Genomic DNA, 23,402 nt, shown 5'->3' with positions numbered 1-23,402 from the left:
GTGCGGGGCGCGCGGCGACCCGCGTGGGGGCGAGCGGCCCGTGTTGCGGTGCGGTGGGACCGTCGGGCCGACGGCGGTGCGGTTCGGGATGGGGCGATGGCGTCATGCCCGGCAAGTCACCGGAATCCGTCGCAAAACCCCGATCCGGACGCGCCGGACGCGGCGTCCGGTATGACCAGTGACCGCCGATTTCCCCCGGTCGCAGCGGCGATTCCGCAGTTGCTCAAAACGCCGCAGCCAAATTGTCCAGACCCCGTTGCGTGGTGGCGGAAGCTGTGATATTGGACCGCTCGCTTTCGCGGCTGGGGTGTTTGTGCCTCGGGTTGACGCCCTTTAAGGCCGCTGAATTCACCGTCTACCGAACTCAATTCGAGGGATCAGGTGGCATCCGAAGGAACAGGCGTTTCCGAACTCGCTGCGCGCTACTCCACCGCGCTGTTCGAGCTTGCGGACGAAAATCAGGCGTTGGACACGGTCGCGAGCGATCTGTCCACGCTGAAGCAGATCCTGGCCGAGAGCGCTGACCTGCGTCGCCTCGTCCGCAGCCCGGTCATCAGCCGCGCCGACCAGGCGCGGGCGATGGCCGCCGTGCTGGACAGCGCGGGCGTGTCCGATCTGACCAAGCGCTTTGTCGGGCTGGCCGCGACGAACCGGCGTTTGTTCGCGATCAGCGGCATGATCGACGGCTTCCTGGCCATGCTGGCGCAGCGCCGTGGCGAAGTGACGGCCTCCGTCACCTCGGCCCAGCCGTTGAGCGACGCGCAGCGTCAGGCCGTGATCGACGCGCTCAAGGCGTCCATCGGGGCCAATGTCTTGGTCAACACCTCCGTCGATCCCGAATTGATCGGCGGCATGATCGTTAAGTTCGGCTCGCGCATGGTCGATACCTCGGTGCGCACGAAGCTGAACAAATTGCAACTCGCCATGAAGGCCTCAGGGGGATCAGTCTGATGGATATCCGCGCCGCAGAAATCTCTGCGATCCTCAAGCAGCAGATCGCGAATTTCGGAACCGAGGCGGATGTCGCCGAAGTCGGTCAGGTTCTCTCGGTGGGCGACGGCGTCGCCCGCGTTCACGGCCTGGACAACGTCCGCGCCGGTGAAATGGTGGAATTCCCCGGCGGCCTGCAGGGCATGGCGCTGAACCTCGAAACCGACAACGTCGGTGTCGTCGTGTTCGGTGACGACCGTGGCATCAAGGAAGGCGACACCGTCAAGCGCACCGGCACCATCGTCGACGTTCCCGTCGGCAAGGGTCTGCTGGGCCGCGTGGTCGACGGCCTGGGCAACCCGATCGACGGCAAGGGTCCGCTGGTCGATGTCGAGCGCAAGCGCGTCGAAGTGAAGGCCCCGGGCATCATCCCGCGCAAGTCGGTGCACGAGCCGATGCAGACCGGCCTGAAGGCCGTGGACAGCCTGGTTCCGATTGGGCGCGGTCAGCGCGAGCTGATCATCGGCGACCGTCAGACCGGCAAGACCGCCGTCGCCATCGACACCTTCCTGAACCAGAAGCCGATCAACCAGGGCGATGACGAGAGCAAGAAGCTCTACTGCATCTACGTCGCCGTTGGTCAGAAGCGTTCGACCGTCGCCCAGATCGTCAAGACCCTGGAAGACGCCGGCGCGCTGGAATACTCCATCGTCGTCGCCGCCACGGCCTCGGAACCGGCTCCGCTGCAGTTCCTGGCGCCCTACACCGGCTGCACGATGGGCGAGTTCTTCCGCGACAACGGTATGCACGCCCTGATCGTGTACGATGACCTGTCCAAGCAGGCCGTCGCTTACCGTCAGATGTCGCTGCTGCTCCGCCGTCCGCCCGGCCGCGAAGCCTATCCCGGCGACGTGTTCTACATCCACTCGCGTCTGCTGGAGCGCGCCGCCAAGATGGGCGACGCCCATGGCGCTGGCTCGCTGACCGCTCTGCCGGTCATCGAAACCCAGGCGGGCGACGTGTCGGCCTACATCCCGACCAACGTGATTTCGATCACCGACGGTCAGATCTTCCTGGAAACCGGCCTGTTCTATCGTGGCATCCGCCCCGCCATCAACGTCGGTCTGTCGGTGAGCCGCGTCGGCTCCGCCGCCCAGATCAAGGCGATGAAGCAGGTTGCGGGCACCATCAAGATGGAACTCGCGCAGTACCGTGAAATGGCCGCCTTCGCGCAGTTCGCGTCCGACCTCGACGCCGCGACCCAGCGTCTGCTGGCCCGTGGCGCGCGTCTGACCGAGCTGCTGAAGCAGGGCCAGTTCCAGCCGCTGCCGGTCGAAGAGCAGGTCGTGTCGATCTTCTCGGGCGTGAAGGGCTACCTCGACGCCATCCGCGTCGAGGATGTGAACCGCTTCGAAGCGAAGTTCCTCAGCGAAATCCGCGCCAAGGGCGCGGACATCCTGGCGGCGATCCGCAACGACAAGCAAATCACGTCGGCGACCGAAGAGAAGCTGAAGGCGTTCCTCGACGGCTTCGCCAAGGTCTTCGCCTGACCGACCGTGTGGGGGCGGGCAACCGCCCCCTCGCCGTCATCCCTGACGGACACGGAACGACCTCGAGCGGAATGAAGGGCCGGCATGCCTAACCTCAAGGACCTAAAGAACCGGATCTCGAGCGTCCAATCGACGCGGAAGATCACCTCGGCCATGAAGATGGTCGCGGCCTCCAAGCTGCGCCGTGCGCAGGAACAGGCGCAAGCCAGCGGCCCCTATGCCGAGCGCATGGGCCGTATGCTCGCGTCGCTGGCGGCCAACGTGCAGGGCAGCGGCAACGGGCCGAAGCTGATGACCGGAACGGGTTCCGATTCGGTTCACCTGCTCGTCATCGTCAGCTCGGATCGTGGTCTGTGCGGTGCCTTCAACGGCTCCATCGTCCGCGAGGCCAAGCGCCAGATCACCCGCCTGCAGGGCGAAGGCAAGACCGTCAAGCTGCTGACCGTCGGCCGCAAGGCCCGCGACCAGCTGCGCCGCGAATTCGGGGCGCTGATGGTTCATGGCTATGAGGATGTGGGCCGCCGCCGCCTGTCCTTCGCCGACGCCGACATGGTGTCGCAGAAGGTTCTGTCGATGTTCGACGCGGGCGAGTTCGACGTCTGCACGATCATCTTCAACAAGTTCAAGTCGGCGATCTCGCAGATCGTCACCGTGCAGCAGCTCATCCCCTTCGCCGTTCCGGAAACGGACGCCGCCCCGACGGACGAGGTGAAGGCGGTGTACGAGTTCGAGCCGGACGAAGAGCAGATCCTCGCCGAACTGCTGCCGCGCAACCTGTCGATCCAGGTCTACCGTGCGCTTCTGGAAAGCGCCGCGTCCGAACAGGGCGCGCGGATGACCGCGATGGACAACGCGACGCGCAACGCGGGCGACATGATCAACAAGCTGACGATCACCTACAACCGGACGCGCCAAGCCTACATCACCAAGGAGCTGATCGAAATCATCTCCGGTGCCGAGGCTCTCTAAGGCGGCATCCCGCGTAGGGCGGACTTCAGCGACATCAATTGCGCCGGCGACGGCACACCGACACTTACCGAGTTCCTAGGGAGCTTTACTCCATGGCCACCACCACTTCTGTCGGCAAGATCACGCAGGTTACGGGCGCCGTCGTCGACGTGCAGTTCGACGGCGACCTGCCGGCGATCCTGAACGCGCTCCACACCCAGAACGACGGCAAGACCCTCGTCCTGGAAGTGGCGCAGCATCTGGGCGAAAGCACGGTCCGCACCATCGCCATGGACAGCACCGACGGTCTGGTGCGTGGGGCCGAGGTCGTCGACACCGGCGCGCCGATCGCCGTGCCGGTTGGCCCGGCCACCCTGGGCCGCATCATCAACGTCATCGGCGAGCCGATCGACGAGCGCGGTCCCGTCACCGCCGAGCGCAGCTTCCCCATCCACCGCGCGGCCCCCGAGTTCGTCGACCAGTCGACCGACGCCGAGGTGCTGATCACCGGCATTAAGGTCATCGACCTGCTGGCACCCTACGCCAAGGGCGGCAAGATCGGCCTGTTCGGCGGTGCGGGCGTCGGCAAGACCGTGACCATCATGGAGCTGATCAACAACGTCGCGAAGGCGCACGGTGGTGTGTCGGTGTTCGCGGGCGTGGGCGAACGCACCCGCGAAGGCAACGACCTGTATCACGAAATGATCGAGTCGGGCGTCATCAAGCTCGACGGCCCCGGCTCCAAGGTGGCGCTGGTGTACGGTCAGATGAACGAGCCGCCGGGTGCCCGCGCCCGCGTCGCGCTGAGCGGCCTGACGCTGGCGGAATATTTCCGCGACGAAGAAGGTCAGGACGTGCTGTTCTTCGTGGACAACATCTTCCGCTTCACGCAGGCCGGTTCGGAAGTGTCGGCGCTGCTGGGCCGCATCCCGTCGGCGGTGGGCTATCAGCCGACGCTGGGCACGGACATGGGCGCGCTGCAAGAGCGCATCACCTCGACCAAGAAGGGGTCGATCACCTCGGTGCAGGCCATTTACGTGCCCGCCGACGATCTGACCGACCCGGCCCCGGCCGCGTCGTTCGCCCACTTGGACGCCACCACCGTGCTGTCGCGTTCGATCGCGGAAATGGCCATTTTCCCGGCCGTCGATCCGCTCGACTCGACCAGCCGCATCCTCGACCCGCGCGTCGTCGGTGACGAGCACTACACGGTCGCCCGTTCGGTGCAGAAGGTCCTGCAGACCTACAAGTCGCTCCAGGACATCATCGCCATTCTGGGCATGGACGAACTGTCGGAAGAAGACAAGCTGGTCGTGGCCCGCGCCCGTAAGATCCAGCGCTTCCTGTCGCAGCCGTTCCACGTCGCCGAAGTGTTCACTGGCACCCCCGGCGTGCTCGTCCCGCTGGAAGAGACCATCAAGGGCTTCAAGGGCATCGTGAACGGTGATTACGATCACCTGCCGGAAGCCGCCTTCTACATGGTCGGCACCATCGACGAAGCCATCGCCAAGGCGAAGAAGCTGGCGGCCTGATCCTGATCCCGCCCCGCTTGCGGGGCGGATCGTGGTCTGGTTGGAAAACGGTTCGCCCACCCTGTGCCGTTCGGATGGGGTGGGCGCTTACAAAGAGGCACCAGGGAACCCATGGCCGACAAAGTCGAATTCGAGCTGGTCTCGCCGGAAAAGCTGCTGAAGTCGCTTCCGGTGGACATGGTCGTGGTGCCGGGGACGGAAGGCGATTTCGGCGTGCTGGCGGGCCATGCGCCGATGATCGCGACGGTTCGTCCGGGCGTCATCGAGGTGTATGAGGGCGACCGGGTTGTTGATCGCGTCTTCGTCGCGGGCGGCTTCGCCGAAGTGACCGAGACCCGTTGCACCGTTCTGGCCGAAGAGGCGCAAGCGCTGTCGGCCATCGATCGCGCGGCGGTGGAAAAGGCGATCAAGGACCTGTCGGAGGATCTGAGCGACGCCGCGTCGGACGCCGACAAGGCGGCCGTCGAAGCCAAGCTGGCGGTGGCGCAAGCCAAGCTGGACGCGCTGGCAACCCCGGGTGCCGCGCACTGACCCTCGGTCACGAGCGTGTGAAAAAGAACGGGCGGTTCGGTCATCCGAACCGCCCGTTTCTGTTGCAACGCCGAAAAGTGTGACTACATTCAACGGTCGGATGGATCAGGCCGTGCGTGGTTCCGGTCCCAAATGTTCGATCAGGCCATCCCCAGGCGGGTGGTGAAGGAGAAGCGGATCATGGCGCGCGGGCATTGGCGGTTGGAGGATCTCCCCTGGGATGGGTTTGATCCCAGCACGGTGGACTCCGATCTGGTTCCGCTCATCAAGGCGGCGGCCCTGGTGGAGTACAACGCCCACGACTACACCGCTTACCTCTGCAACGTCTTCAGCGATGATCCTGAGTTTCAGGCGGTCGCGCGCGGTTGGGCGGACGAGGAGGTGCAGCACGGCGCGGCGCTGGGCCGTTGGGCGACGCTGGCCGACCCGTCCTTTGATTTCGATGGGGCGGTGGCGCGCTTCCGCGCGGGCTACCGCGTGCCGATCGATCTGGACGCCTCGGTGCGTGGCTCGCGCACCGGCGAAATGATCGCCCGCTGCATCGTCGAGACCGGCACCAGCTCCTATTACACCGCCATCGGCGATTCGACCGAAGAGCCGCTGTTGCGGGAGATCTGCCGCCGGATCGCGGCGGATGAGCTGCGCCATTACAAGATTTTCTACGACTATTCCAAGAAATACCGCGACTTGGAGGGGTTGAGCACCTTCCAGCGCCTGAAGGTGGCCTTGTCGCGCATCGGCGAGTCCGAAGACGACGAACTCGCCTACGCCTATTTCGCCGCGAACGAAGCCCCGGACGCGGTTTACAATCACGCCCGGTGCAACGCCGCCTACATGCGGCGCGCCTATGGCCGTTACCAGCCCAAGCACATCGACCGGGCGGTCTCCATGGTGTTCAAGGCCTGTGGGCTGAAGCCGCATTCGCCCTTGAGCGCGGTCGCATCGCGCGGGGCGTGGTGGCTGGTGGATCGCCGTGTCCGCAAGCTGGAGCGGATGGCGGCCTGAACGGCGGCGTTCAGCCGCTGGTCAAACGGTCCTGATAGGCGGCGTGCAGCCCGGCCCAGCGATCCCAGAAGGGCAGGGAGTCGGCCCCCGCCAACCGGTCGGCCAGCAGATCGAGGTGGATGTGCCACCCGGCGCTGACCTTCAGCCGCATGGCGGCATCCGGCGCCCGCCGATGCTCCAGGGTCAACAGCACCCGATCCCCTTTCGGTTCCAGGGTGAATTCGACCTCGCTGGCGGTTCCCCAGGCGATGACCAGACGGCGCGGCGGCTCCAGCGCCAGCACGCGGCTTTCCATCCGGTGTTCGGCGGAAAAACCCTCGGGCCGTTGGCCCGGCGGGTTGGTCAACTCGTCGTTGCGCCACACCAGATCAAAGGGAACCCCGGTGCGGTCGGGCATGACACCCGCCGCCAGCCATTGGCGGCGCAGGTCGCTGTCGGTCAGATAGGACCAGCAGCGTTCGATGGGACCGGGCAAGAGCCGTTGCAGGGTCAGGCTCAGCGGCTCGCTCCAGCGGGCAAAGGACTCGACGGAGGCGTCGAGCGTCGCGGTGTCGGTCATGGATCGGCATCCTTGTCGGTGGTGGGGGGGGCGGGGAGCGGGGATTCGCGCAGCAACCGGTCGAGAACCGACAGGCGATCGGTCCAGAACGCCTCGTAAAAGGTCAGCCAGCGTTGCGCGTTGGACAGAGGTCCGGGGTCCAGGCGGCACAGATGGGTGCGTCCGCGCACCTCGCGCCGGATCAAGCCGGCGCTTTCCAGAACCTTGATGTGCTTCGACGCCGCCGCCAGCGACATGGCGAAGGGTTCGGCCAGTTGCCCGACCGTGCGCTCCCCGTCCGCCAAATCCCGCAGCATCCGCCGTCGGGTGTTGTCGCTGAGGGCGTGAAACACGCTGTCCAATTGGGGGGAATCTTGCTCAACCATATGGTTGACTATGAACCCGACGGCGGTGACTGTCAACCAATTGGTTGAATGTGTGGCCGCACAAAGTGGCCCGGTGTGACGACGCAGCCGAACGCTCAGTCGCGGCGACCGCGACGGACCAGTGACTCCGGGGTGAAGGCGTCGGGCTTCAGGGGTTTGTCGAACACCGGCGGGCGCTGCAGATTGTCGATGCCACGGGCGACGTAGCGATCACCGGTGAGGTCATACACAAATTCGGCCGCAGGGACGAAGGCCGGGACCTGCCAATGGGCGACGTTGTGGGCCTCGGCGTAGCGCTGCAACTCACCCTTGCCGTTGTAATGCTCGGCCATCACGATCTGCCAGGAATCCTCATCCAGGTAATAGGTGCGGTCGGGCAGCTTGTGCTGGAAATTCGGCTTCAGCCGGGCGTCGACGATCCACACCCGGTGCATCTCATAGCGCAGGAACTGCGGGTTCGGGTGGCCGTACCACAGGAACTCGTGGGGGGCGAGGTTGGGCGTGTTCATGCGGTAGGCGTTGTAGGGAACATACATTTCCCGCCGGGAAATCAGCGTGAAGTCGAACCGGTCGAGCGGGCCGCTGAACATGTCGAGCATGTCGGCGGTGGCGATGCCGTCGGTGGCCGGATCGTTGGTGTCATAGAGAAAATCCGGGGCCGGGAGCACCCGCCCCCGCTCCCCCGCGCGGAACCAGGCGCGAAACCCCGATTGGATGGGGTTCAGGGTGGCTTGTGTCAGCAGGGTGGTGCCGCTCTGGTCGGCGGGGGTCAGGGTGGTCCGTCGGTACAGCAGCGGCGTGCCACCCTCACCGGCGGCGTAAGGGGACAGGAAATCCTCCTGATACAGGCGGTCGCTGAATTTGCCGTCGCCGCCGGGCAGCACGGTCTGGCTTGTGTGGCTCATCGCCCCGCCGCGCCAGCGCAGCAGGTGGTTCCACATCGCCTGGACGCCGTTGGCGGGGATGGGAAAGGGAACCCCCACCCGCGCCCCCGACAGCACCAACCCATTGGCCCCCAGGGCGGCGCGGGTGGCGTTTTCCAAGCTGGCGTCATAGATCCGTTGCGGTGCCGCCGCGCTGCGGCGGCAGGGGAACACCGGCACTTCGAAGGTGGTCGGGTATTTGGCCAGCAGCGCTTGCAACCCGGCGGACAGCCGGATCTTGTAGCGTTCCACATCCGCCGGGCCGACGGTGATCCAACGGCCATCCTCGATGAAGGGATCCGGGCTGTGACGACCGGGTGTGTAGCCACGCGGCGGCTTGATCAGGCCACCGGTCCAGGGCGGGATGACGCGGGTGCGGTTCCCCGCGCGGATCGCGCCGAAGGGGGTCAACTCCTCCCCCAACCGTGGGACCGGTGGAGCGGTTGGGGCGGGCGAGTCTTGGATGGGAGGTGGTGGGGCGGGGGTGGTCTGGGCGGTTGCTGGAAGGGGCAGGGCCGCCGCCGCCGCCCCGCCCAGCAACGCCAGCGCCCTGCGGCGGTTGGGGTGGTCGGGGGCGGTCATGACAGGTGCTGTTCCAGAGCGGCGAAGGCCGCGTGGACATCGCTGGCCAAGCGCGTCAGGGTCGGCCAGTCGGTGGTGCCGTTGGCCGCCTGTTCCAAGCGCAACGCCGCGTCCGCGAGCGGCTTGGCCCCGGCGTTGCGGCTGGAGCCTTTGAGGTTGTGCGCGGCGGCGCGCACGGCGGACAGATCCTGATTCAGCAGACCGGCGTCGAGACCGGCCAGAATCTCGCGGCTGGTGCTGCGGAAATCGCCCAAAAGCTCGTCCACCATGCCGTCGTCTCCTCCACACAGCGCGCGCAGCGCGCTCAGGTCGATGGGCGCGTCGGCGTTGGTTGGTGGGGGGGCTGCCGCCACGGTGACGCCCGGTGCGTCGCTGGACAGCGGGGGCATCCAGCGCGCCAGGGTGATGGCGAGTTGCGACAGGTCGAGCGGTTTGCTCAACACCGCGTCCATGCCAGCGGCGTGGTAGCTCGCGACCTCCCCCGGCGCGGCGTTGGCGGTGATGGCGATGATCGGCAGGCGTGCGGCTCCGGCGGGGCCATCGCCGTTCTGTTCAGCCGCGCGGATGCGGCGGGTCAGTTCGAAGCCATCGATCTCCGGCATCTGCACATCGGTCAGCAACAGGGCGTAACGGCGATCCCCGCGCCACGCGGCCAGCGCCTCCGCCCCGCCCGGCGTCATCTCGGCGGCGTAGCCCAGCGCCCGCAACTGCATGCCCAGCACCTTGCGGTTCACCGCGTTGTCTTCGGCGACCAGGATCAGGCGGCCCTCGGCGTGCGCCTGCTCGGCATCCAGTTCCACCGGCACGCTCTCCGCCGGGCGGCTGGATGGGGTGGTGGCCGTTGGCGGTGGTTCCACCGACGACCCGCGCCCGGCGGCGGTGGCGACCGCGCGCAGGAATGGCACACGGCGCACCGGCCGCCCCAACGGCACGGTGTTGCCGCTGGGGCGATCGCCCCCGCTGCCCTGCATCAACAGCACGATGGGGGGGCAGGCCTCGCCACTGCGCCGTCCCAACTCCTCCGGCGCGCAGGCGGCGGCGGGAACCCGCAGCGCCTCGTCCACCGCGACCACACTGGCCGGGCATCCGGCGTCCCGGGCGATGCGGGCCTGGGTCGCCAACTGTTGCGGATCCCCGGCGGGCAGAACCCGTGCGCCCGCAACCTCCAGATAGCTGGACAGGAAGGCGCGTTCGGTGGCGTCGGGCACGCCCAGCAGCACCGTCAGGCCCGACAGGTCCAAGGCCATCGGGTCATCCGGGGTGTCGGCGACCGGGGGGGCGTCACCGACGGGCGGCAGCGCGTCCACCCGATCCAACGCCAGGGTCAGCCAGAAGGTGGAGCCGTCGCCGGGGTTGCTCTCCACCCCGATCTCGCCGTTCATCAGGGTGGCGAGACGGCGGCTGATCGACAGGCCGAGGCCGGTGCCGCCGAACCGCCGGGTGGTGGAGCTTTCCGCCTGGGTGAAGGGCTGGAACAGCCGCCGCCGGGCGGCGTCGGGGATGCCGATGCCGGTGTCGATGACCTCGATCCGCAAGGCGGCGCTGTCCGGGCTGAGGCCGCTCAACCCCGCCCGCAACACGATGCGGCCATGTTCGGTGAATTTGATGGCGTTGCCGCCGAGGTTGAACAGGATCTGCCGCAGCCGGACCGGATCGCCCAGCAGGGCGGGAGGAATGGCCGGGTCGATGTAGGTCAGCAGCGACAACCCCTTGGCGCGGGCGGAAGGGGCCAGCGTTTCCGCCACCCCTTCGACCAGGGCGGGGATGGAGACGACGACGCGCTCGACGTCCATCTTCCCGGCCTCGATCTTCGAGAAATCCAGGATGTCGTCGATGATGCGCAACAGCGACGTGGCCGATTCCCGCATGGTCGCCACGGTGTCGAGCTGGTGGCTGTCCAGCTCCGTCCGTTCCAGCAGCCCCAGCATGCCCAGCACGCCGTTCATCGGCGTGCGGATTTCGTGGCTCATGGTGGCGAGGAAGGCGGATTTCGCCTTGGTCGCCTGCTCGGCCTGCTCCTTGGCGTTTTCCATCTGGCGTTCGGCCAGCTTGCGGCGCGTGATGTCGTAGATCCAGGACAGAAAGACCGGCTGGCCGTTGACGTGGGTCGGATCGACCGTCATCAGCGCCCAGAAGCTGGAGCCGTCGGCGCGCAGCAGCTTCACCTCCGCGTCGCGGATCTGGCGGCGGTAGAACAGCCAGCGCTGTTCGTCCTGCCGATCCTCCATCGGCGCGAACAGCTCGCCGATGCTGCCGCCCAGCAGCCGGTCCTTGGAGACGCCCAGCAGGGTGGTCAGCCGGTGGTTGGTCAGGACGATGATGCCGCTTTCGTCATAGGCGCAGACCCCGATCGGGCTGGCCTCCAGCACGGCGTTGATCTGCTCGCGGCTTTCGCGCAGCTCGCGGGTGCGTTCGGCCACCCGGGTTTCGATCGACTGGATCTGATCGAAGGCGCGCAGGGCGGCGATGACGGCGGTGAACAGGCTTTCCGCCGACAGGTCGGCTTTGGGTTTGTAGTCGTTGATGTCGTAATCGACGATGACGTCGCGCTGCGGGGCCTGGCCCGGCTGGCCGGTGCGCAGGATGATGCGCACGTCGCGGTTCCCCAGATCGTCGCGGATCCAGCGCACCAGCCGCAGGCCGGAATCGTCCTGTTCCATCACCACATCCAGCAGGATGACGGCGATGTCGGGCCGGTTTTCCAGGATCATCCGCGCGTGGGTGGCGGTGTGGGCACCGATCAGGTCGAGCGGGCGGTTTTGAAAGGTGACGTCGGCCAACAGCAGGTTGGTCATCAGATGGACGTCGGCCTCGTCATCGACCACCAGAACGGTCCAGGGGGGCGGTGCCTCTTCCGCCACGCCAACGCCGTTGGCGTCATCCTCGTCGGCGAACAGGATGTCGTCGTCGTCGAACATGCGGTCGGCCAGAGCGCCCATGCTCATGCTGCTGCGGTCTCCAGGCTGGCGGTGCCGACGGTGGCCGGGCTGGTTGCGGGGCTGTCCACACCCGCGACGGCGGCAACCGCCGGGATGGATTTGGGAATGCGCAGGGTGAACGTAGTTCCATCGCCGGGCGCGCTGTCAACCGAGATCCGCCCGCCAAGCGTCTGGGTGACGAGGTTGAAGACGATGTGCAGGCCCAGCCCACTGCCGCCCGCCCCGCGTTTGGTGGTGAAGAAGGGTTCGAACACCTTGTTGCGGTGCTCCTCGGGGATGCCGACTCCGTCGTCGGCGAAACGGATTTGCAGATCGCCATCCTCCAGATCATCGACGTCGATGACCATATGCCCCTTGGTGCCGTCGGGGAAGGCGTGGGTCAGCGCGTTCATCACCAGATTGGTGACGACCTGGCTGAGCGCGCCGGGGAAGCTGTCGATGACGACGCCGGGCGAACAGGCGATGGCAACCCGGTGCGGCCCCTTGCGCAGGGTGGGGCCGAGCGAGGTGACGATCTCCTCCAGATAGGCCAGCAGGTCGAAGGCGCGGCGTTCCTCGCTGGTCTGATCGACGGCCACGCGCTTGAAGCTTTGGATCAGTTCGGCCGCACGGGTCAGGTTCTGCTGAATCAGGCGGGAGGATTCCCCGGCGGTGGCGACGTAGGCCGCCAGATCGGATTTCTTCATCGTCCCGCCTTCGAACGCGTCGTTCAGCGCCTGGGTGCGGCTGGACAGATGGGTGGAGCAGCCAAAGGCAATGCCGATCGGGGTGTTGATCTCATGCGCCACGCCGGCGACGAGCAGGGCGAGCGAGGCCATCTTTTCGGCCTGCACCAGACTGGCCTGGGTTTCCTTCAGATCAGCGTAGGCGGCCCCCAGCGCCTGCATGGCGTTGAAGATCTCCTCGGCGGAGCGGGCCTCCACCGTCACGTCGGTGAACGTGCGGACGAAGCCGCCTTCGGGCAGCGGGTTGGTGCGCACCTCGATGATGCGGCCATCGGGACGGCGGCGCTTGAAGGTCAGCGGCTGTTCCCACACGCTGCCCCCGCCACCCCCGCCGGACAACCCGTCTTCCAGGTCATCGCCGCCATAGGCGAGGTAGAGGTCGGGGTCGTCGCCCATCTCGTTGAACTCGCCCCGGCTGCGTTGCAGGCTGACGATGTCGGGGAAGACCGGGCAGGCGGCGAGGAACTCCGGCGGGATGTTCAGGAATTCGGCGGCGCGGCGGTTGGACATCACCACCCGCAGATCCCGGTCCACCTTGATGATGCCCTGATCCGTGTTGTCCAGCGTGATTTGCAGGATGTTGCGCTCGCGCGCCAGATCCAGTTCGGCCTGCACCCGCTCCGTCACGTCGGACATGGTCCCGGTGATGCGCAGGGCGTTGCCCTGGGAATCGCGCAGGGCGGTGGCGCGGTCCTCGATCCAGGCCCATTGACCATCGCGGCGGCGCATGCGGTACACGGCGCTGTAGGCCAGCGCCTTGTCCCGGCGGCGGCGGCGCGACTCGGCGACGATGTCGTCGGCCTCGTCCGGATGGAGCAGCGAGACCCAGGTCTTGGTCGTCATCGCCAGCTCGGTCGGGCCATAGCCCAGCAGGGCGGGAAACTCCTTCGACCACCAATATTGCCCGGTGGTGGGGTCGTAATCCCACACCGAGGAGCGGGTGGCGGTGATGGCCAGCGACAGGCGTTGCTCGCTCTTGCGCAGGGCGGCTTCCTCCTCGCCCAGGCGGGCGAGCATGCCGTTGTAGGCGTGGATCACCCGCCCCAGCTCATCCGCCGCGCTCCAGTCGACCGGGCGGTGGCCGAACCCCTGTTCGGAATGCAGGATGGAGGCGATCAGGCGGCGCAGCGGCTTGCCGATGGTCAGGCGCAGCGCCGCCAGCGCGGCGGCGACGGTCCCGGCCAGCATCATCAGCAACAGGAACACCGTGTTGACGATCTCCTGCCGAAGCTGTTCGCGCACCGCGTCGTAGCTGAAATGCAGGGTGATGGTCCCGACCTGGAGATTCTGCACCTTGATGGCGCGGCGTTCGGTGTTGGGGCTGTCGGTGGGGCAATCCACACCGGGCCAGACGAACAGCCCGTCGGCCAGATCGTCCGTCACCTCGACGCAGACCAGTTCGCGGTTGGCCGCGATGGCCTGGACGACGTTGCGGATGGCGTTGACGTCGAAACTCCACAGGCTGGCCGACAGCGCCGCCGCGTTGATGTCGGCGATGGTGGACACCTTGTCGCGCAGGGCCAGACGCAAGTCCTGGTGGCGGTTGTAAAAAAACACCGATGAAAAGACCGAGACGGCCAGAACCAGGCTGGGAATCAGGATCAGCAGAAATTTGGCCGACACCGTCGGCACCCGCCGCCACGCCTGTGCGATCCTGTTCATGCCATGGTGTTCCGGCCAGTGGGCTGACTGATTGACTGGGGCAGCGCCCGCGCGTTGGTGAAGCCGCCGGATTTCTTCTACCCCGTTCCGACCGCCGCCGTCCATGATCGATGGCGCAGGCGAAGATGTTGACGGTTTTGTCGCGTTTTTGCGCAGGCTTGAGCATCCCGGTATGACGATGCTTGTGAAGAGTCGCTGCGTTGCACTACTGTGCATAGGCGTTTCATCCGAGAAACGCGCGCGACCGCATCGGCGCGCGGCCCGCCACAAGAAGAGGGAATGATGGAGTTTCGATCGCGCGTGGAACAGGACACGGTTGAAGTCCAGCTGTCGGGACGCCTGGAGTTCACCGATCATGATCGTCTGCGGGACATTGTCGAGCTGCTGGATGGCAACGGCCTGCGCCGCTTCGTCTTGAACCTGTCGGCGCTGGATTTCATCGATTCCGCCGGTCTGGGCATGCTGCTGATCCTTCAGGAGGAAGCGGAGCAGCGGAACATCAAGCTGGTTGTCAGCGGCCCGCGCGGCGACGTAAAACGGTCCATTGATCTGGCCAAGATCAACGAAATCGTCACCATCGAACAGTGATGACCTGACATGGATACGATCCCCTCTCCGTTGCGTCCCTTCTGCGTCGTGCGGGATCGTGTTCCGGCCGACATGACGGCCCGGGTGACGGCGCGGTTCGACGTCAACGGCTTCGAGCCGGTTCCTTCCGACGCGGCACCGCCCTGGGCCGACGCGCTGCTGGTGGAGCGGGCCGACCGCGATTGCCTGCGCGAGGCCTTTCACCGCAACCCGTTCCTGACCGTGGAGCTGGGGGAGGGCGGCGATGAACCCGCCGCCCTGATGGAAGACTGGTCCGGTGCACCGGCGGTGGAGCCGGGATTCTATCTGTCGCTGACCACCGGAACCGCCTATGGCCTGCAATGCGCCGTTCTGGTGTGCGACGAGCTGGCGCGTCGTGGGGCCTTGTCGGCGGATCACCGCGCCAACGTGGAGATGTGCCTGCACGAGGCCATCGCCAACGCCATCGTGCACGGCAATCTGGGGATCTCCAGCGCGGCGAAGAACCAGCCCGACGGCTACCGCGTGTTCGGGCAACTGCTGCGCGACCGCTTGGGCGATCCCGCCATCAAGCGCCGCCGCATCGATATTTTCTGCCGATGGAACGCGACGACGATCGCGATCGCCGTGGTCGATCAGGGCGGTGGGTTCGACAGCGGGGCAACGTCCCCGGCGAGCGATGGCAAGGCGCGTTCCGGGCGTGGATTCGTGTTCATGCGCGCGTTGGCCAGCCGTGTGGCCGTGACCGATGGCGGACGCTGCACCGTTCTGCATTTCGACGTCTGACGGGCCATTGACATGGCCATTTCGCTGTCCGACAGCCGTGTCCTGATCGTTGACGACAACGAGTTCAACCGCAAATCCCTGGCGCTGGTGATCCGGCGGGCGGGAATCACCCAGATCGCCTTTGCCGAAAACGGGGCGGAGGGGTTGAAGGCGGTGGAGAGCTTCCGCCCCGATCTGGTGCTGCTGGACGTCGACATGCCGGTGATGAACGGGCTGGAGATGTGCGAGGCGCTGCGCCGCAACGCCACGCACGAACAATTGCCCGTGCTGTTCCAGACCGCCTTCGACAGCGACCAGGAGCAGGTCCGTTGTTTCGAGGCGGGTGGCAGCGATTTCATCTCAAAGCCGATCAAGCCCGGCGAATGCGTGGCGCGGGTGCGTCACCAACTGGAAAAGCGCAAGCTGTTCACCGATCTGGCCGCCTATCGCGCGCGGGTGGAGCGGGAACTGGCGCACGCGCGGGCGATGCAGCATTCCCTGTTGCCGGAGGGACGCCGGTTGCAGTCGGTGGCGGAGCGCTACGGCCTTGTGCTCGAGGCGCATTTTGAAACGTCGTCGGAGTTGGGCGGGGATTTTTGGGGCGTCTATCCGCTGGACGACCGTCGGGTCGGCTTTCTCATCATCGATTTCGCCGGGCACGGCATCACGGCGGCGATCAACACCTTTCGTCTGCACACGCTGATCGACCGCTTTCCGATGCAGGACGCGGCTCCCTCGCAATGGCTGATGCAGTTGAACGGGGCGTTGAAGGACGTGCTGCCGACCGGGCAGTTCGCCACAGCATTCTTTGGTATCCTTGACTTGACGACCGACACGCTGACTTACGCGGCAGCGGGGTCGCCCAACCCGGTGTTGGGGGTGGGGGGGGACATCCGCCTGCTGGATTCGGCCGGGCTGGTTCTGGGGGCCTCGCGCCACGCCCGCTACACCGATCACAGCCACCGCCTGCCGCGCGGCGGCTTCCTGTTTCTTTACAGCGACGCGCTGATCGAATGCGGGGGAGCCAACGGGCTGGGACCGTTGGGGCAGGATGCGGTTCCCGATTTCGTCCGGTCGGCGGTGGAGGCCAACCGCGCCCATCCGCTGACACCGATGAAGGAACGCTTCTACGCCCGCACGCACCTGCCGTTGCGCGATGATCTGACGGCGGTGTGGATCGCCCGTCGGGCGTGAGGACTGGTGCAGGTCGGGGCGGCGAACGCTCGACCGTCACAAAAAACCGCGCCGGGAAGGCCCGGCGCGGTGAATTCTGCTGGCCCTGACGGAGCGGGGCTGAGGCCGACTCCGCCGGTGGCTGGTGCCGGTCTCAGGACGCGGCGAAGCGCCGCACAACCCAGCGGATGCTTTTGAAGGCGATCCACAATCCGCCGATGGCCGCCACGCTGAGGATGAGAATCTTTGGTCCGTTCTCGCCGATGGTCGCCGCCGCTTCGCCGAACATGTAGCCGGCACCGGCGAAGCTGCACGCCCAGATGCCAGCGGCCAGGAAGTTCCAGAACAGGAACTTGCTCCACGGCATGTTCGACGTGCCGATGGCCACCGAGGCGATGTTGCGGACACCATAGAGGAAGCGGAAGCTGAGGATGAAGGCGACGCCGTATTTCTCCAACCAGCGCAAGGCACGGTTGGCGTGGGTTTCGGCGGACGGGAAGCGCGCCAGCGCCTTGGCTCCCCACCGACGCCCCAGCCAGAACCACAGCTGATCGCCCATGAAGCTGCCGATCCACACCGTGCCGATCAGCCAATACAGATTGATGATGCCAAGCTGCGCGCCCATCCCGCCGAAGATGACAAATGTTTCACCTTCAAAAAAAGCCCAGAAGAACGCCAGCGGGTAGAAGGCGTTGCCCCATTCCTGCAACCAGTTGATCCAGTCCAAAGCCCCCTCCGGGAGACGACACGCGACGCTTTGTTGCCGGTTTGCTCCTGATGGGCTGCGTTATTGTGCGGCGCAACATAAACAAAACGGCTGATTGCGCATCATGGCATAGGCCGGACGGCTTGTCCCCTAAACTTTCTGTCAGACTTTGAACGCTCGATCAGACATCCTCGCCCGACAGCTCCGCCGCCACCTGACGCGCGGCGCGCAACAGCGCCGGGTTGGGGCTGGCGTCGGTGTCCGGGTCGTCCGGATCATTGTCGGGCAGGGCGCGCCGCTTCAACTCCCGCGCGGCTTCAAGCAAGAGGTGGCTGAGCTTGTGATCGGGCAGGGCGTGAATCAGCGCCCGCGCCTCCGCGTTGGACAAGGTGGCCGGATCGAAGGGCGGCGGCGGACCTGGCGGCACCAGATCGAAAGAGGCGTTGACGCGGGGCACGGTGGTGGGGGGCACGGCGGTGGGGGGGGCGCTTGCGGGAAACACGGGCAACGCGGCGGTCGGGCGCAGCGGTTCGTGCACCTGATCGACCGCAACCGGGGCGGCGATGCTGCCCGAACGCGGTCGGCGGGGGGGCTTGCGCACCCGGTCGGTCGTGGGAAGATCGGTGAAGAGCAGGGGCTGGGCGGTCATCCGTTCACTCGCAGTTTGCGAAGTGTTCCCTTTTTATTCCGCTAATACCCCTCGTCTGTCGAGCGAAATCGACCGCTGGGCACCGAGAAAACCCGGGATCACCCGTTCAGCCCAGCCGTTCCAGCAGCCGTTCCGGACGCAGGATCACCGTGCGCCCGACCCGTCCGACCGACAGCAATTGCTGATCCACCGTGACCAGCCAATCGGCGTCGCCCGCCAGGGCCACGGCCAGGAACATGTCATCGTTGGGATCGCGGCACAGACGGACGTCGGGCGGTTGCGCCACCCGTGTGGTTTCGGATTCGATGGCCTCGCAAAACCGCACCCGCGCCGCCTTTCTCTGATAGCGCTCGAAATCCGGACGCAAAAGGGTGGATCGCAACTCCGCCAGAGTGTCTTCGCTGCCCAACAGCCCATGGTCACGGCGCACCCACTCCACACAGCGGCGCAACGCATCGTGCTGGCGTTGGTTGTGACGGGGCGGCCGTCCCGTCATCAGGGCGTAGGACACCAGGATGTTGGTGTCCAACACCGCCCGGATCGGTGGACAATCGATCGAAGGGGCGCGAATTCTGACCGATCCGGCAGGTTCTGTTGATTTTTTATCATCACACATACCGAAACCCTGCCGCCCTTTCTTGTTCAGAACCAAAGTTTGCGCTAAGAACACCAAATTGTGTCAACCGATCATTAACGGCGGAACTCAGGGCATGACCACGATTCTCATCGTCGACGACAGTCGGCTGGCGCGCAACATGGTCGGCAGCGTCATCACGTCGCTGCGCCCGGACTGGACCATCGTCGCCGCCGCCAGCGGTGAGGAGGCGTTGGAGGTGATTGGCGAGACGGTGCCGGTGGCTGCCATCGTCGATTACAACATGCCCGGCATGGACGGGTTGACCCTGTGCGAACGGCTGAAGGACCGTTTTCTGGGCCTGCACATCGGCCTGTTGACCGCCAACGTCCAGGACTCGTTGAAGATGAAGGCGGAGGCGCTCGGCGTGCGCTTCATCGCCAAGCCGATCACATCGGACAAGATTCGCGAGTTCCTCGCCGCTGGCGGGCAGTGACGCCGATGGCCGCCGATGACTCGTTTCATTTGACGGGCGACGAAGCGGACGCAATTGCCGAACTCTTCAACATCGGCATGGGGGAACCGGCGGCGGCGCTGAGTTCCATGCTGGGGGAAGAGGTTCGGTTGTCGGTGCCGTCCTTCGCGGTGTCCACCCGCGCCCGGATCACCCACGATCTGGCCCCGGGCATCAAGCCGCCGGTCTGCGCCGTGCGCGGCGAATTCGCCGGTCCCTTCACCGGTGAAGCCATGTTGATTTTCCCGGAGGAAGGGACGCTGGCCCTGGTTGGGCGGCTGGTTCCCATCGACCCGGCGGCCAACGGCCCCGGCGAAATGGAACAGGACGCCCTGACCGAGATCGGCAACATCATCCTGAACGGTTGTCTGGCCAGCCTGTCGAACCTGATCGGTGGTGAGATCGCCGGGACCGTTCCGGGCTATGGCTCCGGCAAGGCGGAAGAGGTGATCGGGTCGGCCGACGATCCGGTGCTGTTCGTGCGCATCGACATGGCGCTCGCGGCGGGCGACGCCCACGGGCATGCGCTGTTCCTGCTGGACATCGCGTCGCTGGACGCGTTCCGCACGGCGATCCGCCAAGCCATCGCCAATCTCTGACCGAACCCGCCGCAAAGAGACGGCCGAACGCATGGGGCGTGCGTCCGGCCGTCGGCGGTTGGGGAAGCAGGGGCGTGTTCCCCAACCGGGGGAGCGCACACAACAACAGGAACCCAGCAAAACGCGCTGGGCAGCACCGCCCGCCTCTCGTTCCGGGGGCGGTGCCGTTTGGTCAGGCGGCGACCGTCTCCAGCGCCGGATAATCGGTGTAGCCCTTGGCCCCGCCGCCGTAATAGGTCGTGCGGTCGGGTTCGTTCAGCGCGGCGTTGCGGGCGAAGCGGACCGGCAGGTCCGGGTTGGCCAGGAAGGGTTCGCCAAAGCTGATGGCGTCGGCTTCACCCTTGGCGATGGCGGCGTCGGCGTCGGCCCGGCTGTAGCCGCCGTTCAGAATCAAGGCTCCCTTGTAGACCGACCGCAGGGCGGCGGCGACGTGCGGCTGACCCTCCGCCGGGGCCATGTGGTGGCCGGGGCGGCCCTCGATCACGTGCAGATAGGCCAGATTGAAGCTGTTCAGCGCCTTGGCGACGGTGGTGAAATGGCCCAGCGGGTCGCTGTCGGCCATGTCGTTGAAGGCACCGGTCGGCGACAGGCGCAGGCCGACGCGGTCCGCCCCGATGGCGTGGGTGGTCGCCTCCAGGATCTCCATCAGGAAGCGGGCGCGGTTTTCCACGCTGCCGCCATATTGATCGGTGCGGTGGTTGGTGCGGTCGCGCAGGAACTGGTCGATCAGATAGCCGTTCGCCCCATGAACCTCGACACCGTCCAGACCGGCGTCGAACACCGCGCGTTTGGCGGAATCGGCGAAATGGCGGACCAGAGCGGGGATTTCGGCGGTCTCCAGCGCGCGCGGCGTCGGGAAGGGTTCCATGCCCTGGCCGGTGTAAAGCTGGCCCTGCGCGGCGATGGCCGACGGGGCCAGCGGCAGCGCGCCGTTCGGCTGGAACAGCGGGTGGGAGATGCGGCCGGTGTGCCACAATTGGGTGACGATGCGGCCACCTGCGGCGTGCACCGCCTCGGCCACCGCGCGCCAGCCGATGGTCTGGGCGTCGGTGTGCAGGCCCGGCGTGTTGGGATAGCCCTGGGCGGTGTCGCAGACCTGCGTCGCCTCGGTCACGATCAAACCGGCGCTGGCGCGCTGGGCGTAATATTCGGCGTTCAGCGCGGTCGGCGCGTTGCCTTCCCCGGCCCGGCTGCGGGTGAGCGGGGCCATGATGATGCGGTTGGGCAGTTCGATGGCGCCCAGACGCAGCGGGGTGAACAGGTCGGCGCTGGTGCCTTGGGTTTGGGTGCTCTGGCTCATGGCGGGAGTCTCGTCGGCGGGTTGTATGTATGTGAGTACATACTTGATCCATCCGCCTCCCCTTGTCAAGTATGCATCGACATACTTATTATCAACAGCGCAGGGGGTGACGGACGCCCCAGAGGAGGATGAGACCGTGGAGCAGGGAACAGCGCCCGTGGATGATTGCTGCGGTGGCGATGGCGCGGGGCGCAAGCGCGACCGGGAGGCGACCAAGGGCGCGTTGCTCGACGCCGCCAAGATGGTGTTCGCCCAGCGCGGATTCGACGCCGCGACGACACGGGAGATCGCCGGGCGGGCCGGGGTCAACGAACAGCTCATCCAGCGCTATTTTTCCGGGAAGAGCGGGCTGCTGCTGGCGGTGGTCGAGCATTATTGGCGGCAGGAAACCGGCGGCTGCGCCTTGCCCCCGCCCGCTGACAGCCTGGAAGCCGATCTGGCGCATTTCCTGACGGCGCAGTTGGCGCACAGCTGGGCCTGCCGCGACTTCACTCGCGTGGTGCTGTCCCGCGCCCTGGTCGATCCGGCGATCGCCGAGGAGATGGGGCGCGCGCTGTCAGAAAGCCGGATTCCCTGCCTGCTCAAGCGTTTGGAAAGCTTCCGCGAACGGGGCCACATCGCCGCTGACGTCGATCTGGCCAATGTGGCGGCGGGGATCGCGACGTTGAGTTTCGGCCTGGGCTTTTTGGATCAGGTGGTGTTCGGTCGTGACAACGACCGGGTTCTGGGCGTGGTCGCCACCCTGGCCCACACCATCGCGCACGGCCTGACGCCGCGCGGCTGACGGACGGCGGGCGCTCACACAGCGGAAACGAAAACGGGGCGCTGTACGCGCCCCGTTCCGCATCAACTCACACAGCGGGTCTGGAGCCGATCACGCTCCGAACACGCGCTGGAACACCGTGTCGACATGCTTGGTGTGATAGGACATGTCGAACATCGGGGCCAGCGTCTCGCGGCTGATGTGCTTGGCGACGTCGGCGTCGCTGGCCAGCAGCTCCAGGAAGTTGCCGCCCTTTTCCCACACCTGCATGGCGTTGCGCTGCACCGCCTTGTAGCTGTCCTCGCGGCTCATCCCGGCCTGGGTCAGGGCCAGCAGCACGCGCTGCGAGAAGACCAGACCGCCCAGATCGTCCAGGTTCTTTTGCATGCGCTCCGGATAGACCACCAGCTTTTCGATCATGCCGGTCAGACGGGCCAGGGCGAAGTCGAGCGTCACGGTGGCGTCGGGGCCGAACATGCGCTCGACCGAGCTGTGGGAGATGTCGCGCTCGTGCCACAGGGCGACGTTTTCCAGCGCCGGGGTGACGGCGGCGCGGACGATGCGGGCCAGACCGGTCAGGTTTTCCGACAGCACCGGGTTGCGCTTGTGCGGCATCGCCGACGACCCCTTCTGACCGGGGTGGAAATACTCCTCCGCCTCGCGCACCTCGGTGCGTTGCAGGTGGCGGATTTCCACGGCCAGATTTTCGATGCTCGACGCGATGACGCCCAGGACCGAGAAGTAGAAGGCGTGGCGGTCGCGCGGGATGACCTGGGTGGAGACCGGCTCCACCGCCAGCCCCAGCTTGGCGGCGACATGCTCTTCCACGCGCGGGTCGATGTTGGCGAAGGTGCCGACCGCGCCGGAGATCGCGCAGGTGGCGATGTCCTTGCGGGCCTGGACCAGACGCTCGCGCCCACGGGCGAAGGCGGCGTAGTGACCGGCCAGCTTCAGGCCGAAGGTGGTCGGCTCGGCGTGGATGCCATGGCTGCGGCCGATGGTCACGGTGTTCTTGTGTTCGTAGGCGCGGCGCTTCAGCGCGTCCAGCAGCTTGTCCATGCCGTCCAGCAGCAGGTCGGCGGCCTGGGTCAGCTGCACGGCCAGGCAGGTGTCCAGCACGTCGGACGAGGTCATGCCCTGGTGGACGAAGCGCGCCTCCGGCCCGACATACTCGGCCAGATTGGTCAGGAAGGCGATCACGTCGTGCCGGGTCTCGCGCTCGATCTCGTCGATGCGGTCGATTTCCCACTTGCCGCGCGCCCACACGGCCGCAGCGGCCTCCTTGGGGATGACGCCCAGTTCGGCCTGCGCGTCGCAGGCGTGCGCCTCGATCTCGAACCAAATGCGGAAGCGGTTTTCCGGCTCCCAGATGCGGGCCATGTCGGGGCGGGTGTAACGGGGGATCATCGGCACTCTCCGAAGGATGCGGTCCTGAAACGACGGCGGTGGGCGAACGGTTGGGGTGGGTGCGCCAAGCACCCGGCGGCGGGCGATCCGCCACGCGCGCGCGACCATACCGGCGGAGGCCGCCGTTGCAAAGC

22 protein-coding genes are annotated in these 23,402 nt (G+C 66.4%); 12 read left to right on the top strand and 10 right to left on the bottom strand.

Annotated features, from left to right (window positions below):
* The first annotated feature begins 381 nt into the window (after positions 1 to 381).
* The 6 genes from EJ903_RS13375 (at position 382) to EJ903_RS13350 (ending at position 6,496) form a co-directional block, all read left to right on the top strand.
* On the top strand, positions 382 to 951 hold the full coding sequence (locus EJ903_RS13375) for a F0F1 ATP synthase subunit delta (protein WP_126616068.1): 570 nt from the start codon (positions 382 to 384) through the stop codon (positions 949 to 951).
* Positions 951 to 2,480: a F0F1 ATP synthase subunit alpha gene (atpA, locus tag EJ903_RS13370; protein ID WP_126616065.1), complete on the top strand. Its 1,530-nt coding sequence runs from the start codon at positions 951 to 953 to the stop codon at positions 2,478 to 2,480. The genes EJ903_RS13375 and atpA overlap by 1 nt, the downstream gene beginning before the upstream one ends.
* 84 nt (positions 2,481 to 2,564) lie before the next feature.
* Complete coding sequence (locus tag EJ903_RS13365; protein WP_126616062.1) at positions 2,565 to 3,449, top strand: F0F1 ATP synthase subunit gamma; 885 nt, start codon at positions 2,565 to 2,567, stop codon at positions 3,447 to 3,449.
* A 92-nt stretch (positions 3,450 to 3,541) separates the two neighbouring features.
* The gene (gene atpD / locus EJ903_RS13360) at positions 3,542 to 4,960 is read left to right on the top strand and encodes a F0F1 ATP synthase subunit beta (RefSeq protein WP_126616059.1); all 1,419 of its coding nucleotides are present in this window, start codon (positions 3,542 to 3,544) and stop codon (positions 4,958 to 4,960) included.
* A 111-nt stretch (positions 4,961 to 5,071) separates the two neighbouring features.
* Entirely contained in the window at positions 5,072 to 5,491 is a 420-nt protein-coding gene (locus EJ903_RS13355) for a F0F1 ATP synthase subunit epsilon (RefSeq protein ID WP_126616056.1), read from the top strand.
* A gap of 180 nt (positions 5,492 to 5,671) precedes the next feature.
* The gene (locus tag EJ903_RS13350) at positions 5,672 to 6,496 is read left to right on the top strand and encodes a ferritin-like domain-containing protein (protein WP_126616291.1); all 825 of its coding nucleotides are present in this window, start codon (positions 5,672 to 5,674) and stop codon (positions 6,494 to 6,496) included.
* 10 nt (positions 6,497 to 6,506) lie between these two features.
* Here the strand turns inward: EJ903_RS13350 and EJ903_RS13345 are convergent, their stop codons facing one another.
* The 5 genes from EJ903_RS13345 to EJ903_RS13325 form a co-directional block, all read right to left on the bottom strand.
* Entirely contained in the window at positions 6,507 to 7,055 is a 549-nt protein-coding gene (locus tag EJ903_RS13345) for an SRPBCC family protein (protein WP_126616053.1), read from the bottom strand.
* Positions 7,052 to 7,387, bottom strand: coding sequence for an ArsR/SmtB family transcription factor (locus EJ903_RS13340; RefSeq protein WP_246015554.1), 336 nt, complete (start codon positions 7,385 to 7,387; stop codon positions 7,052 to 7,054). Before EJ903_RS13340 ends, EJ903_RS13345 begins: the two co-directional genes overlap by 4 nt.
* Before the next feature lie 128 nt (positions 7,388 to 7,515).
* On the bottom strand, positions 7,516 to 8,925 hold the full coding sequence (locus EJ903_RS13335; protein WP_126616047.1) for a DUF1329 domain-containing protein: 1,410 nt from the start codon (positions 8,923 to 8,925) through the stop codon (positions 7,516 to 7,518).
* Positions 8,922 to 11,870, bottom strand: a complete 2,949-nt coding sequence (locus tag EJ903_RS13330) for a hybrid sensor histidine kinase/response regulator (protein ID WP_126616044.1) — start codon at positions 11,868 to 11,870, stop codon at positions 8,922 to 8,924. Before EJ903_RS13330 ends, EJ903_RS13335 begins: the two co-directional genes overlap by 4 nt.
* Positions 11,867 to 14,251, bottom strand: coding sequence for an ATP-binding protein (locus EJ903_RS13325; RefSeq protein ID WP_126616041.1), 2,385 nt, complete (start codon positions 14,249 to 14,251; stop codon positions 11,867 to 11,869). Before EJ903_RS13325 ends, EJ903_RS13330 begins: the two co-directional genes overlap by 4 nt.
* Before the next feature lie 279 nt (positions 14,252 to 14,530).
* Here EJ903_RS13325 and EJ903_RS13320 point away from each other — a divergent pair, with 279 nt between their 5' ends.
* Genes EJ903_RS13320 through EJ903_RS13310 form a run of 3 tightly spaced genes read left to right on the top strand, consistent with a single transcriptional unit; the run spans position 14,531 to position 16,777 of the window.
* The gene (locus EJ903_RS13320; RefSeq protein WP_246015538.1) at positions 14,531 to 14,839 is read left to right on the top strand and encodes an STAS domain-containing protein; all 309 of its coding nucleotides are present in this window, start codon (positions 14,531 to 14,533) and stop codon (positions 14,837 to 14,839) included.
* A 9-nt stretch (positions 14,840 to 14,848) separates the two neighbouring features.
* Positions 14,849 to 15,604: an ATP-binding protein gene (locus EJ903_RS13315; protein ID WP_126616039.1), complete on the top strand. Its 756-nt coding sequence runs from the start codon at positions 14,849 to 14,851 to the stop codon at positions 15,602 to 15,604.
* A 12-nt stretch (positions 15,605 to 15,616) separates the two neighbouring features.
* On the top strand, positions 15,617 to 16,777 hold the full coding sequence (locus tag EJ903_RS13310) for a PP2C family protein-serine/threonine phosphatase (RefSeq protein WP_126616036.1): 1,161 nt from the start codon (positions 15,617 to 15,619) through the stop codon (positions 16,775 to 16,777).
* 133 nt (positions 16,778 to 16,910) lie between these two features.
* Here EJ903_RS13310 and EJ903_RS13305 read toward each other — a convergent pair whose 3' ends face one another.
* From EJ903_RS13305 to EJ903_RS13295, 3 genes are all read right to left on the bottom strand, one after another.
* The gene (locus EJ903_RS13305; RefSeq protein WP_126616034.1) at positions 16,911 to 17,483 is read right to left on the bottom strand and encodes a DedA family protein; all 573 of its coding nucleotides are present in this window, start codon (positions 17,481 to 17,483) and stop codon (positions 16,911 to 16,913) included.
* Positions 17,484 to 17,643: 160 nt separating this feature from the next.
* Positions 17,644 to 18,111, bottom strand: coding sequence for a hypothetical protein (locus EJ903_RS13300; protein WP_126616031.1), 468 nt, complete (start codon positions 18,109 to 18,111; stop codon positions 17,644 to 17,646).
* A 106-nt stretch (positions 18,112 to 18,217) separates the two neighbouring features.
* Positions 18,218 to 18,643, bottom strand: a complete 426-nt coding sequence (locus EJ903_RS13295; protein WP_246015536.1) for a putative toxin-antitoxin system toxin component, PIN family — start codon at positions 18,641 to 18,643, stop codon at positions 18,218 to 18,220.
* 178 nt (positions 18,644 to 18,821) lie between these two features.
* On the opposite strand from EJ903_RS13295, the gene EJ903_RS13290 reads away from it, so the two are divergent.
* Together EJ903_RS13290 and EJ903_RS13285 are read left to right on the top strand one after the other, a co-directional pair.
* Positions 18,822 to 19,181, top strand: a complete 360-nt coding sequence (locus tag EJ903_RS13290; protein WP_126616025.1) for a response regulator transcription factor — start codon at positions 18,822 to 18,824, stop codon at positions 19,179 to 19,181.
* A 5-nt stretch (positions 19,182 to 19,186) separates the two neighbouring features.
* A complete protein-coding gene (locus EJ903_RS13285) occupies positions 19,187 to 19,798 on the top strand; it encodes a chemotaxis protein CheX (protein WP_126616022.1) in 612 nt (203 codons plus the stop codon).
* Between the two features lie 172 nt (positions 19,799 to 19,970).
* On the opposite strand, the gene EJ903_RS13280 is transcribed toward EJ903_RS13285, so the two are convergent.
* A complete protein-coding gene (locus EJ903_RS13280) occupies positions 19,971 to 21,098 on the bottom strand; it encodes an alkene reductase (protein ID WP_126616019.1) in 1,128 nt (375 codons plus the stop codon).
* Between the two features lie 157 nt (positions 21,099 to 21,255).
* Here EJ903_RS13280 and EJ903_RS13275 point away from each other — a divergent pair, with 157 nt between their 5' ends.
* Positions 21,256 to 21,882, top strand: coding sequence for a TetR/AcrR family transcriptional regulator (locus EJ903_RS13275; protein WP_246015534.1), 627 nt, complete (start codon positions 21,256 to 21,258; stop codon positions 21,880 to 21,882).
* Between the two features lie 90 nt (positions 21,883 to 21,972).
* Here EJ903_RS13275 and purB read toward each other — a convergent pair whose 3' ends face one another.
* Complete coding sequence (gene purB / locus EJ903_RS13270; protein WP_126616013.1) at positions 21,973 to 23,268, bottom strand: adenylosuccinate lyase; 1,296 nt, start codon at positions 23,266 to 23,268, stop codon at positions 21,973 to 21,975.
* Positions 23,269 to 23,402: the final 134 nt, after the last annotated feature.

Origin of the sequence: Azospirillum griseum, from assembly GCF_003966125.1 — a bacterium.
Taxonomy (GTDB): Bacteria; Pseudomonadota; Alphaproteobacteria; order Azospirillales; family Azospirillaceae; genus Azospirillum; species Azospirillum griseum.
The sequence above is the reverse complement of the archived record's forward strand: the minus strand, read 5'-3'. Positions and strand labels throughout refer to the sequence as shown.

Bases quoted from the DNA above. Each gene is read 5' to 3' on its own strand.
- EJ903_RS13285 (WP_126616022.1), top strand. From the start codon at position 19,187: ATGGCCGCCGATGACTCGTTTCATTTGACGGGCGACGAAGCGGACGCA.
- EJ903_RS13345 (WP_126616053.1), bottom strand. From the start codon at position 7,055: ATGACCGACACCGCGACGCTCGACGCCTCCGTCGAGTCCTTTGCCCGC.
- EJ903_RS13290 (WP_126616025.1), top strand. From the start codon at position 18,822: ATGACCACGATTCTCATCGTCGACGACAGTCGGCTGGCGCGCAACATG.
- EJ903_RS13300 (WP_126616031.1), bottom strand. From the start codon at position 18,111: ATGACCGCCCAGCCCCTGCTCTTCACCGATCTTCCCACGACCGACCGG.
- EJ903_RS13325 (WP_126616041.1), bottom strand. From the start codon at position 14,251: ATGAACAGGATCGCACAGGCGTGGCGGCGGGTGCCGACGGTGTCGGCC.
- atpA (WP_126616065.1), top strand. From the start codon at position 951: ATGGATATCCGCGCCGCAGAAATCTCTGCGATCCTCAAGCAGCAGATC.
- EJ903_RS13310 (WP_126616036.1), top strand. From the start codon at position 15,617: ATGGCCATTTCGCTGTCCGACAGCCGTGTCCTGATCGTTGACGACAAC.
- EJ903_RS13320 (WP_246015538.1), top strand. From the start codon at position 14,531: ATGATGGAGTTTCGATCGCGCGTGGAACAGGACACGGTTGAAGTCCAG.
- EJ903_RS13280 (WP_126616019.1), bottom strand. From the start codon at position 21,098: ATGAGCCAGAGCACCCAAACCCAAGGCACCAGCGCCGACCTGTTCACC.
- EJ903_RS13330 (WP_126616044.1), bottom strand. From the start codon at position 11,870: ATGAGCATGGGCGCTCTGGCCGACCGCATGTTCGACGACGACGACATC.
- EJ903_RS13335 (WP_126616047.1), bottom strand. From the start codon at position 8,925: ATGACCGCCCCCGACCACCCCAACCGCCGCAGGGCGCTGGCGTTGCTG.
- purB (WP_126616013.1), bottom strand. From the start codon at position 23,268: ATGATCCCCCGTTACACCCGCCCCGACATGGCCCGCATCTGGGAGCCG.
- atpD (WP_126616059.1), top strand. From the start codon at position 3,542: ATGGCCACCACCACTTCTGTCGGCAAGATCACGCAGGTTACGGGCGCC.
- EJ903_RS13350 (WP_126616291.1), top strand. From the start codon at position 5,672: ATGGCGCGCGGGCATTGGCGGTTGGAGGATCTCCCCTGGGATGGGTTT.
- EJ903_RS13355 (WP_126616056.1), top strand. From the start codon at position 5,072: ATGGCCGACAAAGTCGAATTCGAGCTGGTCTCGCCGGAAAAGCTGCTG.
- EJ903_RS13315 (WP_126616039.1), top strand. From the start codon at position 14,849: ATGGATACGATCCCCTCTCCGTTGCGTCCCTTCTGCGTCGTGCGGGAT.
- EJ903_RS13365 (WP_126616062.1), top strand. From the start codon at position 2,565: ATGCCTAACCTCAAGGACCTAAAGAACCGGATCTCGAGCGTCCAATCG.